Below are 15,628 nucleotides of genomic sequence, written 5' to 3'. Positions count from 1 at the left end.
AGGGCACAAGCAATATTGCAGCACTAAAAAAAGCAGGCAACCTAAGTTACCTGTTTTTTTTGATTGGCTAGTGATAAAGTGGTAATGAATCAAATCATTAGTGCTTTATCAATATGGCTTTATTTGACTTAGTGGCTATTTAGATTAATCACTTAGATTGACCACCAAGCTTATAGGCCATGACGTAATCGCCAATAGTTGTGCCAACTGAACCGTGTCCACCAGCAACTAATACTACCATCTGCTCACCTTTAGAGTTCAAGTAAGTCATAGGCGTGGCTTGACCACCTGCTGGAATACGCACATTCCATAGGACATCACCATTTTTCAAATCATAAGCGCGGAAGTTGTTTTCGGTCGCCGCTGATAAGAATGCTAAGCCGCCTTTAGTAATGATAGGTCCACCGATACCAGGAACACCTAACTCCAATTTTAATGGAATAGGAGATAAGTCTTGTACGGTACCATTTTTGCGTTGATAAGCAATCTCACCTGTGGCCAGATAAGCACCTGCTATTGTGCCCCATGGTGGCTGCTGACAAGGTACGCCAAGCGGTGATAAAAACGGTCCCATTTCTACCGCATAATCTGCGCCTTCATTGGCATTCACACCTTGCTCACCTTTATTGGTTTCAACATCACCAAGTGTTTCTTTAGGAATGAGTTTTGACGTAAAGGCAAGGTAAGTTGGCATACCAAACATCACGCCATTTTCAGGATCGACGGCGATTCCGCCCCAGTTAAAGGTACCAAAGTTACCAGGATAGACTATGCTGCCATTCGTTGATGGTGGTGTATAACGACCATCATAATTAAGCTGGTTAAATTCAATTCGGCACATCATCTGATCAATCAGGCTGGCACCCCACATGTCTTTTTCTTTCAACATCGGTGGCTCAAAACTCAAACCAGAATACGGCTGAGTGGGTGCGGCGTGTTCACTTGCAATGAGATAGCCTTGCGGTGCATCACGTTCTTTGATTGGTACAATAGGCTTGCCTGTTGCGCGGTTCAAGACATAGACATCACCTTGTTTGGTCGGTACAACCAAAGCAGGTTGGACGCCATCATTTGTATCTAAGTCAAGCACCGTTGGCTGAGCAGGTGTATCCATATCCCAAAGATCATGATGGACAAACTGCTGTACCCAGCGCGCTTCGCCTGTATTAATATCTAACGCGACCACAGAGGTTGCATATTTTTCTTCAGCAGCGTTGCGGTAGCTGCCCAGCTGATCTGGCGTGCGGTTACCCATAGGGAAGTAAACCAAACCAAGCTCTTCATCAGCACTAGCGATCGCCCATGAATTTGGCGAGCTGGTTTTGTACGTCTGAGTAGGATCATTGACATCAAAAGGCGCGGTGTTGTCAGGGTCGCCTGAATCCCAGTTCCACAATAGCTCACCAGTATTGACATCATAAGCACGGATAACACCAGAAGGTGAATTTACATCATAGTTGTCATTGATGGCACCTGCCACAACAATAGTATTGCCTACCACTATCGGAGGCGACGTCGAATAGTAGTAGCCCGCCTGTGTAAATGGCATATTGTGCATCAAATCTAATGCGCCATCTTCACCAAAATCTTGACAGCGTTGGCCAGTATTTGGATCAAGTGCATATAACTTAGCATCAGAGGTTGGAATAAATATCTTGGCATCGCATTGTTTAGATGCGTTTTCAAAAGTATTACCAGTAACTTTTTGAACCATCATATTGCTGTGCACAGCAGATTTGTTGGTTATGGCTGTATTATTAGCCGTTGTATCATTGATGGCACTATCGCTGTTTGCCTCATCATTAGCAACTAGAGGAGTACTATCCGTGCCAGCTTGACCAGCATAATAAGACACGCCTCGACATGTTTGGTGTTGGCGTTGCAGGTTCTTTTCTACTTTGGGATCAAACTTCCATAGTGTCTTACCAGAGTCTGCATCCAATGCCAGCACCCAGTTATGAGGAGTGCACATATACAGAGCATTGCCGATTTTTAATGGCGTTGCCTGATAAGTGGTCTCGCCGATATCATTAGGACCTTTGACATCACCTGTTTGGATTTGCCAAGCAAGCTCTAAATTTTTGACATTGTCAGTGTTGATTTGAGTTAGGGGAGAATAGCGTTGCCCATAGTTAGTACGACCATACGCGCTCCACTCGCCGTCTGGTGTTTGTTGGCCATTTGATAGTGGGTCACCAAGATTTGCAGACGTATCAGATGAAGTGGTATCTTGATCGCCATCATCGGTGGCTGTTAAATTGAGCTCACCTAATTTGTCAGTAACATTGTTTGCTAAGCTTCCAAAAGAGAGCAGTGCACCCACACCTACGCTAGCGAGCAATCCCCAATAATAAAGAGGGTTTTTCTTAACAGTGTCTATGGTTGATGTACTACTAGCAGAGCTCGTCGATACTTGAGTCTTGTGACCACGCATCTTATTTGATACCCATGGCAAGAGCATCAACAGACCAAATATGAGCGGGAAGCCAACACGAGGCGCTAGCGCCCACCAATAGAATCCAGATTCCCAAAGTGCCCAAACAATGGTCGCTACTATAAAGATGGCGTAGAGTGCGTAAGCACTCCAATATTTTTTGAACAATAAAAATGCCGTCGTCAGTATGATAACGCCGGCAAAAAGATAGTAAGGACTACCGCCTAGAGAGAGCAGGTAAGCGCCACCGATAACCAAGGGGGCGGCAAAAACTGCCATAATGATCGCTACGAATTTTTCCATGAGCGCTACCACCTGTTTACATAAGAGCAAATGGACATGCAGTGATCGACACCCAGTAATAATGACTAATAACGAGATGTCTAGGCGTCCAGCAATACGTGCATAATAAAAAATAAATCAAACGCTGAATGACGTTCTAGACTCTATTTTATCATTTATGCATAAGTTCGGTAAAGGTGGGGTAAGCTAGGAATAACGGTTTGGTAGGGATGTTTTAGTTGTTGAATTGTTTTTGACACAGCTCCATAAACGCCCGTCCATACTGACGAATCTCTGCGTCATCACGTACTGCCATCCAACTGGTAAAACGTCCAAAATGGTCGACTGGAATGGCGGTTAGATTTTGATAATGACTTGGCTCAAATGCCATCTCCGCGATAATACCAATCCCTAAGCCAAGTCCAACATAGGTGCTAATCACGTCTGCATCAAGTGCTGCCAATACGATATCTGGCTCAAGACCGGCGTCGCTAAAAGTCTTGTCAATGGCGCCGCGCCCCGTAAAACCACCGTGATAAGTTACGATTGGATAGCTGGCGAGAGTTGGTAAATCGATAGATTCTAGTCCTGCCAGTTCATGATCGCTTGGCACGATGACACGATGCGTCCAGTCGTAATAACGATAGCAGCGCAGATAGTTGTTATGTAGCAAGGACTCGGTTGCAATACCAATATCGGCCTGCCCACGTATCACCATCTGTGCGATTGTTTCAGGATCTGCCTGTTGCAGAATGAGATTAACCTTAGGAAAACGCTCTTTAAATTCTTTCACGACTTCTGGTAAGACATAACGTGCCTGAGTATGAGTCGTGGCAATTGTCAATGTACCGACATTTGGATTGTTAAAGTCGAGGCTGAGGTTTTCAATCGTACGGATTTCGGTAAAGATAGACTCAATATGCGGCATGAGCGCCGTACCCATTGTCGTAAGCCCCGTTAAACGTTTGCCTTGGCGCACGAACACTTCGGTTTTGAGCTGATTCTCAAGTGCTGCGATATGCTTTGAAAGACTTGATTGGCTAGTATGCAGTACCGTCGCCGCCTGACTTAAATTATAGCCATTGATTACGGTATGCCACACTGTCTCCAACTGTTTGAGTTGAATTTGCAGATGCCGCTGATTGACCACTACGTCGATTGCCATAAGTTAATCCCATTATATAAAGAGTCAGTCGTCTTTATAAGAGTTAAAACGCCCAAAAAACATAACAAGCGTGTAGTGTAAATCAAAGCTATTATTCTTGTATATAATAAATAGGTATCTATTTATACATATATGGAATATAGGAAAATCGCTTGGATAGTACGCTAGATAGAAATATAGTAGTAGTAACCAAAAAATTATAGCTTAATTTATATTTAAGAAAGGTTAAGATACATGTACTTACTAAGGCAAGCTATAGAATATAGCCGATATGCTCAATCAAGTAGTTAGTGGAAAAACATCTAGTCAATTTAAGCATTCTCAAGTACCATTATTCAATTTTGCAGCAAATGTCATTTTCTTTGTACAGAGCTAGGCAATTTTTTGTCCTTTTTTATCCTGATAGTCTCGATGTCACACTGCCAGTAGATAAAATTTTTGGATAAAAAGTAGCGCACTGTCGTATTTTTTGTCTAAATTTTTGGTGAGTCGTTATGTCTGCTGTCCAACCTATTCCGCCCAATTCTCCTATGGCCAAGAAGTCACTTAGCGAATCTTTGCAAGCTTATCTTGATCGGCGTTCACTTATCATGCTGTTCTTGGGCTTTGTCGCTGGCATTCCGATCTTACTAATTTTCTCTAGCTTATCATTATGGCTGCGTGAAGCAGGGATTGATCGTAGCGTAGTAACGATGTTTAGCTGGGCGGCGCTTGGTTATGCCTTTAAGTTTATCTGGGCACCACTAATTGATGCGGTGCCATTGCCAATATTAAACAAGCTTTTAGGTCGCAGGCGCAGCTGGATTTTGGTCTCGCAGATTATGATTATTGCCGCTATTTGTATTATGGCGAGTGTCAATCCAGCGAATGAAGGCAGTCTAGTCCTGATGGCAGTAGGTGCAGTACTACTTGGCTTTTCATCAGCGACACAAGACATCGTTATTGATGCCTATCGCATCGAATTGGCACCACCAAGCCTACAGGCGGTCTTGTCTGCCATGTATGTGACCGGTTACCGTATCGGGATGATTGTTGCTGGTGCTGGGGCATTATATTTAGCCGATTACTTTGGTTCTACCGAGAGCTTTTATAGCTATGAGGCGTGGCGCAATACCTACTGGATTATGGCAGCGGTAATGGGTATTGGGGTTATTACCACCTTGGTGATTCATGAGCCGATTAGACAACAAGTGGTTGTTGAACGTAAAACGTCAGAATATACCCGTCTAGTATTAGTATTCGCTATATCAATCATAGGTTTTGTACTGGTATTTGCTAATGCGGGCTTGGTCTTACCTGAGACAGAAAGTGTGTTTGCAGGCTTCTTAATCGAAGTAGTGCGTATGGTATCGAGTTTGGCAGCGGCTTTGATTATCGGTTACGGCTTAGTAAAAGCCAATCTTGTGGAGCAAGAGTTTGCTAAGACCACATGGATTGAGCCTATTGCTGACTTTTTCCGCCGTTACGGTAAAAAGGCGTTATTGTTATTGGCGCTGATTGGTCTTTATCGTATCTCCGATATTGTTGCCGGGGTCATCTCTAACGTCTTCTATCAAGACATGGCATTCACTAAAGTTGATATTGCCAACGCCGTTAAATTGGTTGGCGTTGTCATGGCGATTGCTGGTGGTTTCTTAGGTGGTTTATTAGCACAAAAGATGCGTATCATGCGCGCAATGATGGTTGGAGCAGTCCTTGCCTGCGTGACCAACTTGTTATTTATTCTGCTGACATACCATCCTGGGAGCTTGCCGTATATGTATTTGGCAGTAATCCTTGATAACCTTGCAGCTGGTCTTGCTAGTGCCGTATTTATTGCCTTTTTATCTGCATTAACATCTATTCGATTTACTGCCGTCCAGTATTCAATATTTTCATCACTAATGACATTATTACCAAAAGTGGTGGGTGGTTATTCAGGCACTATCGTTGATAGCACCAGTTATCCCTTCTTCTTTATGTTTACTTTTCTAATTGGTATTCCTATTTTAGCGCTGATTTATTATGTTGATAAATATATCGTCATTGGTGACAATGATGATATTTATGGTGGTGGCAGTGACGATAGTAATAGTGGCAGTAATAAAGGTGTTGAGTTAACCAAAGCCAATCCTAATTTAACCAATACCAATGAGCCACCGCGCGCGTCAGAGTAGGTTAGAGGTTATAAAAATAAAGCAGATATAATTATTAAGAGTCATTTATGACAGCGCAAAAAGCAGCAGACGTAACAGTATGGCAAATCAAGCAGCAAGCGATTCAAATGGCGGAAGAATTATCTGTTCCGCCATTTTGGATAACGGATTGGCTGCTATATATCATTGATAAACCCGCGCTATTTTTAATAACGGATGATAGCTATCAGCTAAGTGATGTTGAGGTTGAGAGATTTAAGGCTGGTGTGACCAAAATGCAGCAAGGTACACCATTGGCTTATTTAACGGGTATACAGGCATTTTGGTCGCTTGATTTTGCCGTTAATGAACATATCTTAATTCCCAGACCCGATACTGAAGTTTTGGTTGAGCAAGTACTACATTGGATAAATACTGCCAATGAAGAGTTTGTGCCTAATGCTGCTAGCAATAAGCGTCTGCTTGATCTGGGCACGGGTTCTGGTTGCATTGCCATCAGTCTTGCTCACGAGTTAAAGCTAGCTCGCAAATTGGAACCAGTAAGCTGGCAAGTCGTTGCCGTTGATTTCTCGCTAGAGGCGCTAAAAATTGCTCAGCATAATGCGGTTAGTAATGCTGTAGATATCGAGTTTGTCCATAGTAGCTGGTATGATGCACTCTCTACTCAGGACGAACATTTATTCGATGTGATTGTCTCAAATCCGCCCTATATTGATGAGGCGGATGAGCATTTAGCAGGTTTATTAGCAGAGCCAATTAGTGCTTTGAGCGCCCCTAATCATGGTTTGGCTGATATCGAACATATTGTCCATCATGCGCCGCAGTACCTAAAAGTAGGCGGGCTACTAGCGATTGAGCATGGCTTTGATCAAGGGCATGCTGCGCGCCAGTTATTTGCGGACAATCACTTCGATAATATACAAACGATTAAAGATTTTGGTGGGAACGATAGAGTGACGCTTGGGCAGTTTAATAAAAATAAGCGGCAATATTGAGTACTGGTAATCCATATGAGTAATGTAGAAACAGAAATATTGTTAGATGATGAGCTGCTGCGTTATGCGCGTCAAATATTGCTTGATGGCTGGGATATTGATGCTCAGCTACGACTAAAATCATCACGTGTCGTCATGATAGGCGCAGGTGGGCTAGGTTGCCCAGCTTCTGAAACCTTAGTGCGTGCAGGACTTGGGCATATTCTCCTAATTGATGACGATGACATTGAAGCCAGTAATTTACAGCGTCAAACATTGTTTTTACCGGAGGATATTGGTAAACCTAAAGCTCTAACTGCTGCGCAAATGTTAATGCGTATCAATCCTTTAATCACAGCTCGCGGTACGATAGCGCGTTTGAGTGAAGACAATGCTTATGAGTTACTTTATATGGCGTCCGGTACGCCAGACCTATTGTTAGACTGTACAGATAATTTTGCTACCCGTGACATCATCAATCGTATTAGCGTGCGCTATCAGATTCCATTATTATCGGCATCTGCTATTGCAATGCAAGGGCAACTGGCACTATTTGAGCCACATCTAAATACCGGCTGCTATCACTGCGTGTTTGGTTCGGTAGTACTGGATGCCGAGGCGGATGAACGTACGTGTGCCAATTCAGGGGTGCTTGCCAGCACTACAGCTATCATGGGTAATCTACAAGCCAATGCAGCTTTGCAATATCTAGGATTAACCAAAAATCCACTGACAAACAAACTGCTGATATGGGATGGTAGTCGGATGCAGCAACGCTTGATGGGATATCGAAAAGAGTCAGAATGTCCTGTCTGTAATAGCCTTTCCTAATTTCAATTAATGATTTTTTACCAATTATAATCGCCGATTCCCAAATATCCTTCTTATGACCACAGTTGTCTTTTATGAAAATTCATCGTCCGCATTTATTAAAACATACCTTTAATGTCGTTAACCGTATTCGTCAAACAGCAAGTGTCGCTGGTTTATCAGCGCTTAGAGTGGCGAAGGGCGAAAAGCCTGATGCCATGCTGTTAAAAGAAACTTTTGAGCAACTGGGTACGACTTATATCAAAATAGGGCAGTTTATTGCTAGTACGCCGTCATTATTTCCGCGCGAATATGTGCAAGCCTTTCAAAGCTGTTTGGATCAAACCACACCATTGTCTTATGCTTATATCGAGCAAGTATTAACAGAAGAGCTAGCTGTTAATGGACTCACACTTGAAGAGACGTTTGCCTACATTGACTCAAAACCACTGGCTTCTGCTTCTATCGCCCAAGTCCACGCAGCGCGTTTGCATAATGGTGATGAAGTTGTCTTAAAGGTGCAAAAACCTGGCGTCGAAACCATTATGCAGACGGATTTGGGTGTATTGCATGGCGTGACAAAGCTGGTTGAATTGTTGATGCCTTCAATGAGATTTGCCAGCATTGCGCCGATTATTGATGAGATTCGTTTGCGTATGCTTGCGGAGACAGACTTTATCGCTGAGGCACAAAATATTCGCGACTTTCAGCAGTTTTTGGCAGTATCAGGCAATACACGCGTGGTGGCACCAAAAGTCTATGAGGCGTACACTACCAAGCGTGTGTTGACCATGAGCCGCTTATACGGTGTCTCTATGGTAGATGAAACTTTGATGCGTCAATATTGTACTGATCCTGCCCAAGTGATGGCAGATACGCTCAATACTTGGTTTGCAAGCCTGATGCTGTGTAATAGTTTCCATGCGGATTTGCATGCGGGTAATTTAATGCTATTAACTGATGGACGTATCGGATTTTTAGATTTTGGTATTGTCGGTAAATTGAAGGCTGAAAGCTGGCGCGCTTGCATGGGAATGATGCAAGCCATGCAGGATAATGATTATTATGCGATGGCACGCCATATGATAGATATGGAGATGACACATGGTGGTAATCAGGTTGATGTGGTGGCATTGGGTAATGATTTGCAGCGTATGATGAAGACCATTATGGCAGAGGACAAAGCCTTTACCAGTGGTGTGCCTTTTAATACGAAAGAGCAGGCGGATGAGTTGAATACAATGATGCTGGAGATAGTTGAGGTCGGTAAGTGTCATGGTATTCATTTTCCGCGTGATTTTGCTTTATTGACCAAGCAAATGCTCTATTTTGACCGCTTCATGCGTACGCTTGCACCTGATATGGATATGTTTAGTGATCAGCGCGTGCAGATGTTGGGACAAGCAGAGAAAAATGAACAAGAAAATCGTCCAACACTCAATGTTTCGTAGGATTAAATACTATATTTAATGCTGTTCTAATACTCGTTCATAATTGTTGTTTACTACTTTAACACAAAGGATTGTGTGCTTTTTGCCACAAAATGGCCCTGTCATGATGACTGCTCTCAAAAGCCGTGCTGTTATTACTATCACCAATGAAACAGCTGTTGCGTTGATTGGTATGTACTGTATGGCAGTGGTGATGGGGTTTGGACGCTTTTTATTTACAGCCACTTTACCTGATATTATGCTGCAATTGTCGCTATCCACGACCATTGCAGGTTGGCTCGCTTCAATCAACTATATTGGCTATTTTATTGGCGCGCTTATCGCGATGTTTGTGCCGCAGCGTTTAACATGGCACATGCTAATATTATGGACAATAGTTAGTGTCATTACTACCATGCTGTTGGTCGTGCCAAATATGTCATTAAATCTATGGTATGGCATTCGGCTGATATCAGGTATCGCAAGTGGTGTGGCGATGATTTTAAGCTCATCTTTGGTCATTCAAAGCTTCAGTCTTGAGCGCCGTTCGGTGCTATCGGCAGTACACTATGCAGGTATCGGCGTCGGTATCAGTGCCTCCGCAATACTGACGTGGTGGTTACTGACGCTTGGCTACCATTTCGACGTGATTTGGCTGATCGCTGGAATGATTAGCTTACCTGTTTTATGGTTGCTGTATGGCATACGTCCATCTGCTATGGTTACTTTATCTGGTTCAACATCATCAAATCTAACATCAGTAAGCTCAGAAAAATCCCAGAGTAATCGTTATTCCTCGCTATATCAAACCTATATTAATTTTAAGCGTTCTTTATTTGAGGCGCTAGCAGGTCATAGCAAGCCCATTGCGTTATTGTTGACCAGTTATGTGCTGGCAGGCTTTGGTTATATTACATCGGCGACTTTTTTGCCCGTAATGGCAGCACAGCGTTTGACCACTCAAAATTCTGCTGGACTGTCTATTTGGCTGGTGGTAGGTATTTTTGCCATGCTCTCAAACCCGATTTGGGGTGCTCTTGCCAAGCGTATTGGTGAAGTCAAAACCTTAATGGGCTTGACGTTATTGCAAGCGTTTGGCATGTATTTGCCTATAGGGTTTGATGGCGCTATTGGTTTATATGCTAATGCCATGATTTTAGGATTAACCTTTGTGGGTATGGTTTCTATGACCTTGACGATTATTAAAAACATAAATCCCATGTATTCAAATCTGCTGATAGGACTGGCGACATTAGCCTATGCAATAGGGCAGTTCATCGGACCATTGGTAACGGTAGCGCTGGCGGGAGAGAATGATAACTTTAATGCAGGGTTGTTGGTAGCGGCTATAGGACTGCTGACAGGACTAGTTTTGGTATTCTTTTTCTGGCGTCAAACGAACCGACTGCAAAAAATAATCATTTAAGCGAATCACTTTAATATGATTAAACCATACTGCGGCTGAATACTTCTCGCAGCTCAAAGCTGGTATGGACTTGTGCCACGCCTTCGATACGATTTAACCGATGCAATAAAAATTCCTCATAGTGAGCCATATCGCGTACGCGTACTTTAATCAGGTAGTCCTCAGAGCGACCAGTGACGATACTACAGCTGATGACTTCATCGAAGCTTTTAACCTTGCGCTCAAACTGCTCAAAACGGTCAGCTGTGTGACGGTCCATACTGATAGCAATGAAAACTGCCAAGGGATAGCCAAGTTTTTGGGCATCGGTTTGAGTATGATAACCGGTGATAACGCCACTGTCTTCTAAGCGCTTAATACGGCGCGCACAAGGGGTTGCCGAGAGATTAACGCGCTCGGCAAGCTCAGTAATGCTCATACGTGCATCGGTCTGTAATAAGCGCAATAAGCGTTTATCTGTGTCATCAATATCTGCAATTAAAAGCTGATTAGAATGAGTATGTTGCATAATAAGTATCTTTGTTAGTGGATTATGCCAATTATAGCGATTGATTTATCGCATTTCACTAATATAAGGTAAATATACTTATTATAAAGCCGATATTCACCTTATAAACTTTGTTATTATAATGGCATAAGTTCGTATTATCTCGTATGATAAAGCAGGATCTTGGCATTGATTGCCTCACTAAAAATACCAACCTAATGCCATCTAAGGATTGATTATGTCTGACCAAGCAACACGCCCTGTAGCGCCTGCCGCTGCAAAGAGCACACCAAAAAAAGCCGCTTTCGATTTCCGTAAATATCGCCCTTTTGCATTTGCGCCACTGTTGCCGGATCGCACATGGCCGAGCAAAACGCTAGAGAAATCACCGATATGGGCAAGTGTGGATCTGCGTGATGGCAATCAGGCATTGATTGATCCGATGACTATTGAACAAAAAATGCGTTTTTTTGAAACTTTGGTAGATGTGGGTTTTAAAGAGATTGAAATAGGTTTTCCCTCAGCGGCACAAGTCGAGTTTGATTTTGCTCGTAAATTGATTGAAGAAAATCATGTGCCTGATGACGTGACTTTGCAGGTATTGGTACAGGCACGTGAGCATTTGATTGCTCGTACTTTTGAATCCTTAAAAGGCGCAAAGCGTGCCATCGTTCATGTTTATAACTCAACTTGCCGTATTCAGCGCGAAAAAGTATATGCTAAAGATAAAGCTGAAATCAAAGAGATAGCTGTCACTGGTGCTAAATTATTGGTTGAATATGCTGCTAAATATCCAGAAACAGAATGGGTATTCCAGTATTCACCTGAGAGCTTTAGCCAAACTGAGACTGAATATGCAGTTGAAGTCTGTGATGCCGTTTGTGATGTTTGGCAGCCCGAGAACGGTCAAGAGGTAATCTTAAACTTACCTGCGACGGTTGAGGCGTCAATGCCCAATGTATTCGCTGATCAAGTCGAGTATTTTTGTCGTAATCTTGCCAAGCGTGAGCATGTAACTATTAGCTTGCATACGCATAATGACCGAGGCTGTGCGGTGGCAGCGGCTGAGCTTGGTGTGCTTGCTGGTGCAGATCGTATCGAGGGCACCTTGCTTGGTAATGGCGAGCGTACCGGCAATATGGATATTATGGTCATGGCGATGAATCTGTTTAGCCAAGGTATCGATCCTGAGCTTGATTTTAGTAACATGAGCGAGATTGTACAAGTCGTTAGCGAATGCAATAACTTGCCTCTGCATCCACGTCATCCCTATGTAGGTGAGCTTGTATTTACTGCCTTTAGCGGCTCGCACCAAGACGCGATCAAAAAGTGCCTCGACTATAATGAGAAACATGTGGAGAAGACAGAAAACGTCTGGGATGTGGCATATTTACCAATTGATCCTGCACATATTGGTCGCAGCTATCAGGATGTGGTTCGTATCAATAGCCAATCTGGTAAAGGCGGTGTGGCTTATATCTTGCAGCGTAACTATGGCTTTAATTTACCACGTTGGATGCAAATTGACTTTAGTGGTGTGGTACAAAAACAAGCTGAAACCACGGCTCGTGAATTGCAGAATGATGAAATCTTACAGACCTTTGAAGACACTTATTTACAGCAAGGCAGTTTTGAGCTGTTAGATTATACGGTCAACAATAAAGGCGGCGAAGTCTACTTTAACGGTCAAGTTCAGATGAATGGCGATACCATCACTATAGATGGTGATGGTAATGGGCCGTTATCTTCGTTTATCGATGGATTGGCGCAGCACACAGGTAAATCAATCCATGTCATTAACTACGCTGAGCATGCAATTAATCCGCAGCATAATAGCGGTGATGGTATCAATGATGATAACAACAGAGACAATAAGACAAATGCCAATGCTGCTGCTTATATACAGCTAAATGTAGATGGTGAAGTTTATTCCGGTATCGGTACTTGTAGCAGCACTGTATCAGCCATGCTAAAGGGTGCATTGTCAGCCTTTGCTCAAGCAGTTAGTATCGCTGCTGTTTAATAACTAAGTACTTAAGAATTTAAATATTTAGGTATATAAGTTTACGTTTATATAAGTATAACGTCATGGCTCATTGCGATAAGCAAATCAGAGCCATGGCGTTATTCTTTATGTTTGAACCTATGTTTGAACCTCAGTAATTAGAGATCTTATTGAAGTGCTTACCACTGAGAGGTTAAAGCCTAATAGCATAATGTTACTTGTGTTTTCGGTGACTAAGACTTACGCTAATGTACATAGCATTCATTATTATAATAGTATAAATAACAAGGTTAATTATGGAACCTCTCTCATTTGCTTCATTTTCATTAGCTGCTATTTTGGCATCATTGCCAGTAAATGGCGAAGCAGTTAGTAAGCCGACCATTACCACACATATTAGTCCTGCAATTGCTGGACAGTGGGAGATTGATCTAAACAGTAGTATCACAATGACCAAAGAAGCTGAGGCGCGGCAAGCAGCGTTAAAAGATGAGAGTCAGATTAAAAGTAACGAACCTAAAGTCGACGCCGGTGCAGGACTATTGACACAAAACGAAAAACGCCTCATTAATATTCAAGCTGATACCAGCAAAAAACTCATTGCATCAGCAAAGAAATCTGCTCAGTGCCGTGAGCTTTACAATTTTGCTGCTGATAATGAAATGTGGTCAGTCAGTGGCAAAGAGTGGACTTATGGACGTTATTTGATTACGCACCGTGAAGAGGGGCTACCTATCATTGCTATTAAAACCATTTACGATAACAATGAAGTAGATTGCTCCGGCAGCCAGATAGATCAGAGCAATGAGGCGTTGATTGCATTTTTAAATCATGATGGCAATCAAATGCAGTGGTGTGCTGATCCTGATGGCAAAGAGTGCTTTATGAATTTTAATAGAATTCTGCCATAGTAATAGTTTTCGGTGACTTTGCTTTAGCTTTAATTACAATCATCATTAAAAAACCGCTATCCATGCAGATAGCGGTTTTTTTATTGAGAACAAATCTTTATGATAACAATATGTGATATCAATATTTAATCAGTTCACAAGTTGGCTTTTTCTTTATTAGCAGTTAACAATTCTCTTTCAAGATAATGAATATTCTGTGCTTCATGAACAAAATTATCATCTGATAAGATTACATCACGATGCATCGGGATATTTGTTTTGATACCTTCGATAACCAACTCATCAAGTGCCTGTAGCGTTTTAGAAATCGCTTGCTGACGGGTTTGACCATGACAAATAAGCTTACCAATCAAAGAGTCATAGTAACTTGGAATCTCATAGCCAGGATATAGATGTGAGTCAAAGCGGATACCAGCCCCACTAGGTGAATACAGCTGAGTAACCGTACCAGGTGATGGCATAAAGGTCACTGGATCTTCAGCATTGATGCGACATTCGATCGCATGACCTTGAATTTCAATCTCACTTTGGCGATACGATAAACCGTAGCCTGCTGCGATTTTTAACTGTTCAACGACCACATCAATGCCTGTAATCATCTCAGTAATAGTATGCTCAACTTGTACGCGAGTGTTCATCTCAATAAAGAAATATTCATTATTTTCAAATAAAAACTCAAAAGTACCAGCACCGCGGTATTTGACCAGCTTACATGCTTTTACGCAAGCATCTAAGATAGGCTGACGTACATCATCAGGAATATCAGGGGCAGGGGCTTCTTCTAAAACTTTTTGATGACGACGCTGCAATGAGCAATCTCTGTCATATAAATGGATGGCATTACCATTACCATCGCCAAGTACTTGTATCTCTACATGTCGCGGGTTTTGGAGATAACGTTCCATATAAACCGTATCATCACCAAACCATAGCTCAGCTTCTTGCTTAGCCGCTTGCACTTGACCGATAATTTCTTCAAAGCGCTCAACCACACGCATACCACGACCACCGCCACCCGCTGCCGCTTTAATCAACAAGGGAAAACCAATATTGCGCGCTTGCTCTTCAGCATTGTGTAGCGTCACAGCACCTACTGAACCAGGTACTGTCGGCACACCCGCTTTTTTCATGGCATTGATCGCGGAAACCTTGTTTCCCATCAGACGAATATGATCTGCAGTAGGGCCTACAAAGGTTAATCCAGCTTCTTCAATACGTTCAGCAAATTCAGCATTTTCAGCCAAAAAACCATAACCGGGGTGAATGGCATCAGCGCCAGTAATCTCAGCAGCAGTCAAGATAGTATTGATATTTAGATAGCTTTGATTGGCATTGGGCTTGCCGATACAAATGGCTTCATCAACAAAGCGTAAGTGCATTAAATTGGCATCAGCCGTAGAGTAAACACCAACGGTTTGAATACCAAGGGCTTTACAAGCGCGAACGATACGTAGAGCAATCTCACCTCTATTGGCGATGAGCAGTTTTTTTATCATGGGGTCATCCTTATTGAAGCGGCGTTTTTTAATGGAGTCACTATATTCAGCAATATCAAAACTTATTATTAAG

The 15,628-nt window shown here is 42.6% G+C and carries 11 protein-coding genes; 7 read left to right on the top strand and 4 right to left on the bottom strand.

The genetic code is table 11. The features are described from left to right. Positions 1–148: 148 nt before the first annotated feature. Together OEG80_RS06965 and OEG80_RS06960 are read right to left on the bottom strand one after the other, a co-directional pair. Positions 149–2,737, bottom strand: a complete 2,589-nt coding sequence (locus OEG80_RS06965) for a membrane-bound PQQ-dependent dehydrogenase, glucose/quinate/shikimate family (protein WP_263240071.1) — start codon at positions 2,735–2,737, stop codon at positions 149–151. A 214-nt stretch (positions 2,738–2,951) separates the two neighbouring features. Further along, complete coding sequence (locus OEG80_RS06960) at positions 2,952–3,881, bottom strand: LysR substrate-binding domain-containing protein (protein ID WP_020443358.1); 930 nt, start codon at positions 3,879–3,881, stop codon at positions 2,952–2,954. Positions 3,882–4,375: 494 nt separating this feature from the next. Here OEG80_RS06960 and OEG80_RS06955 point away from each other — a divergent pair, with 494 nt between their 5' ends. From OEG80_RS06955 to OEG80_RS06935, 5 genes are all read left to right on the top strand, one after another. Further along, on the top strand, positions 4,376–6,037 hold the full coding sequence (locus OEG80_RS06955; RefSeq protein WP_442792427.1) for an AmpG family muropeptide MFS transporter: 1,662 nt from the start codon (positions 4,376–4,378) through the stop codon (positions 6,035–6,037). Positions 6,038–6,084: 47 nt separating this feature from the next. Continuing rightward, positions 6,085–7,011, top strand: coding sequence for a peptide chain release factor N(5)-glutamine methyltransferase (gene prmC, locus OEG80_RS06950; RefSeq protein ID WP_263240070.1), 927 nt, complete (start codon positions 6,085–6,087; stop codon positions 7,009–7,011). A gap of 15 nt (positions 7,012–7,026) precedes the next feature. Beyond that, positions 7,027–7,821 carry a HesA/MoeB/ThiF family protein gene (locus OEG80_RS06945; protein ID WP_263240068.1) on the top strand — a complete coding sequence of 265 codons (795 nt, stop codon included), beginning with the start codon at positions 7,027–7,029 and terminating at the stop codon, positions 7,819–7,821. 74 nt (positions 7,822–7,895) lie between these two features. After that, the gene (locus tag OEG80_RS06940; protein ID WP_263240067.1) at positions 7,896–9,251 is read left to right on the top strand and encodes an ABC1 kinase family protein; all 1,356 of its coding nucleotides are present in this window, start codon (positions 7,896–7,898) and stop codon (positions 9,249–9,251) included. 103 nt (positions 9,252–9,354) lie between these two features. Next, positions 9,355–10,656, top strand: coding sequence for a YbfB/YjiJ family MFS transporter (locus tag OEG80_RS06935; protein WP_263240065.1), 1,302 nt, complete (start codon positions 9,355–9,357; stop codon positions 10,654–10,656). 19 nt (positions 10,657–10,675) lie between these two features. Here OEG80_RS06935 and OEG80_RS06930 read toward each other — a convergent pair whose 3' ends face one another. Next, the gene (locus tag OEG80_RS06930) at positions 10,676–11,164 is read right to left on the bottom strand and encodes an Lrp/AsnC family transcriptional regulator (RefSeq protein ID WP_020443364.1); all 489 of its coding nucleotides are present in this window, start codon (positions 11,162–11,164) and stop codon (positions 10,676–10,678) included. A gap of 217 nt (positions 11,165–11,381) precedes the next feature. On the opposite strand from OEG80_RS06930, the gene leuA reads away from it, so the two are divergent. Then, positions 11,382–13,166 carry a 2-isopropylmalate synthase gene (gene leuA / locus OEG80_RS06925; protein ID WP_263240063.1) on the top strand — a complete coding sequence of 595 codons (1,785 nt, stop codon included), beginning with the start codon at positions 11,382–11,384 and terminating at the stop codon, positions 13,164–13,166. A 278-nt stretch (positions 13,167–13,444) separates the two neighbouring features. Continuing rightward, positions 13,445–14,059: a hypothetical protein gene (locus tag OEG80_RS06920; protein ID WP_263240061.1), complete on the top strand. Its 615-nt coding sequence runs from the start codon at positions 13,445–13,447 to the stop codon at positions 14,057–14,059. A 134-nt stretch (positions 14,060–14,193) separates the two neighbouring features. Here the strand turns inward: OEG80_RS06920 and accC are convergent, their stop codons facing one another. After that, a complete protein-coding gene (gene accC, locus OEG80_RS06915; protein ID WP_020443367.1) occupies positions 14,194–15,555 on the bottom strand; it encodes an acetyl-CoA carboxylase biotin carboxylase subunit in 1,362 nt (453 codons plus the stop codon). Between the last annotated feature and the right edge of the window lie 73 nt (positions 15,556–15,628).

The sequence above is a fragment of the Psychrobacter sp. SC65A.3 genome (assembly GCF_025642195.1).
Lineage (GTDB): Bacteria > Pseudomonadota > Gammaproteobacteria > Pseudomonadales > Moraxellaceae > Psychrobacter > Psychrobacter cryohalolentis.
This window is presented reverse-complemented; position numbering and strand designations above follow the sequence as displayed.

Excerpts from the sequence above, each read along its gene's own strand:
- OEG80_RS06965 (WP_263240071.1), bottom strand. The coding sequence starts at position 2,737 with ATGGAAAAATTCGTAGCGATCATTATGGCAGTTTTTGCCGCCCCCTTG.
- OEG80_RS06960 (WP_020443358.1), bottom strand. The coding sequence starts at position 3,881 with ATGGCAATCGACGTAGTGGTCAATCAGCGGCATCTGCAAATTCAACTC.
- OEG80_RS06955 (WP_442792427.1), top strand. The coding sequence starts at position 4,376 with ATGTCTGCTGTCCAACCTATTCCGCCCAATTCTCCTATGGCCAAGAAG.
- prmC (WP_263240070.1), top strand. The coding sequence starts at position 6,085 with ATGACAGCGCAAAAAGCAGCAGACGTAACAGTATGGCAAATCAAGCAG.
- OEG80_RS06945 (WP_263240068.1), top strand. The coding sequence starts at position 7,027 with ATGAGTAATGTAGAAACAGAAATATTGTTAGATGATGAGCTGCTGCGT.
- OEG80_RS06940 (WP_263240067.1), top strand. The coding sequence starts at position 7,896 with ATGAAAATTCATCGTCCGCATTTATTAAAACATACCTTTAATGTCGTT.
- OEG80_RS06935 (WP_263240065.1), top strand. The coding sequence starts at position 9,355 with ATGATGACTGCTCTCAAAAGCCGTGCTGTTATTACTATCACCAATGAA.
- OEG80_RS06930 (WP_020443364.1), bottom strand. The coding sequence starts at position 11,164 with ATGCAACATACTCATTCTAATCAGCTTTTAATTGCAGATATTGATGAC.
- leuA (WP_263240063.1), top strand. The coding sequence starts at position 11,382 with ATGTCTGACCAAGCAACACGCCCTGTAGCGCCTGCCGCTGCAAAGAGC.
- OEG80_RS06920 (WP_263240061.1), top strand. The coding sequence starts at position 13,445 with ATGGAACCTCTCTCATTTGCTTCATTTTCATTAGCTGCTATTTTGGCA.
- accC (WP_020443367.1), bottom strand. The coding sequence starts at position 15,555 with ATGATAAAAAAACTGCTCATCGCCAATAGAGGTGAGATTGCTCTACGT.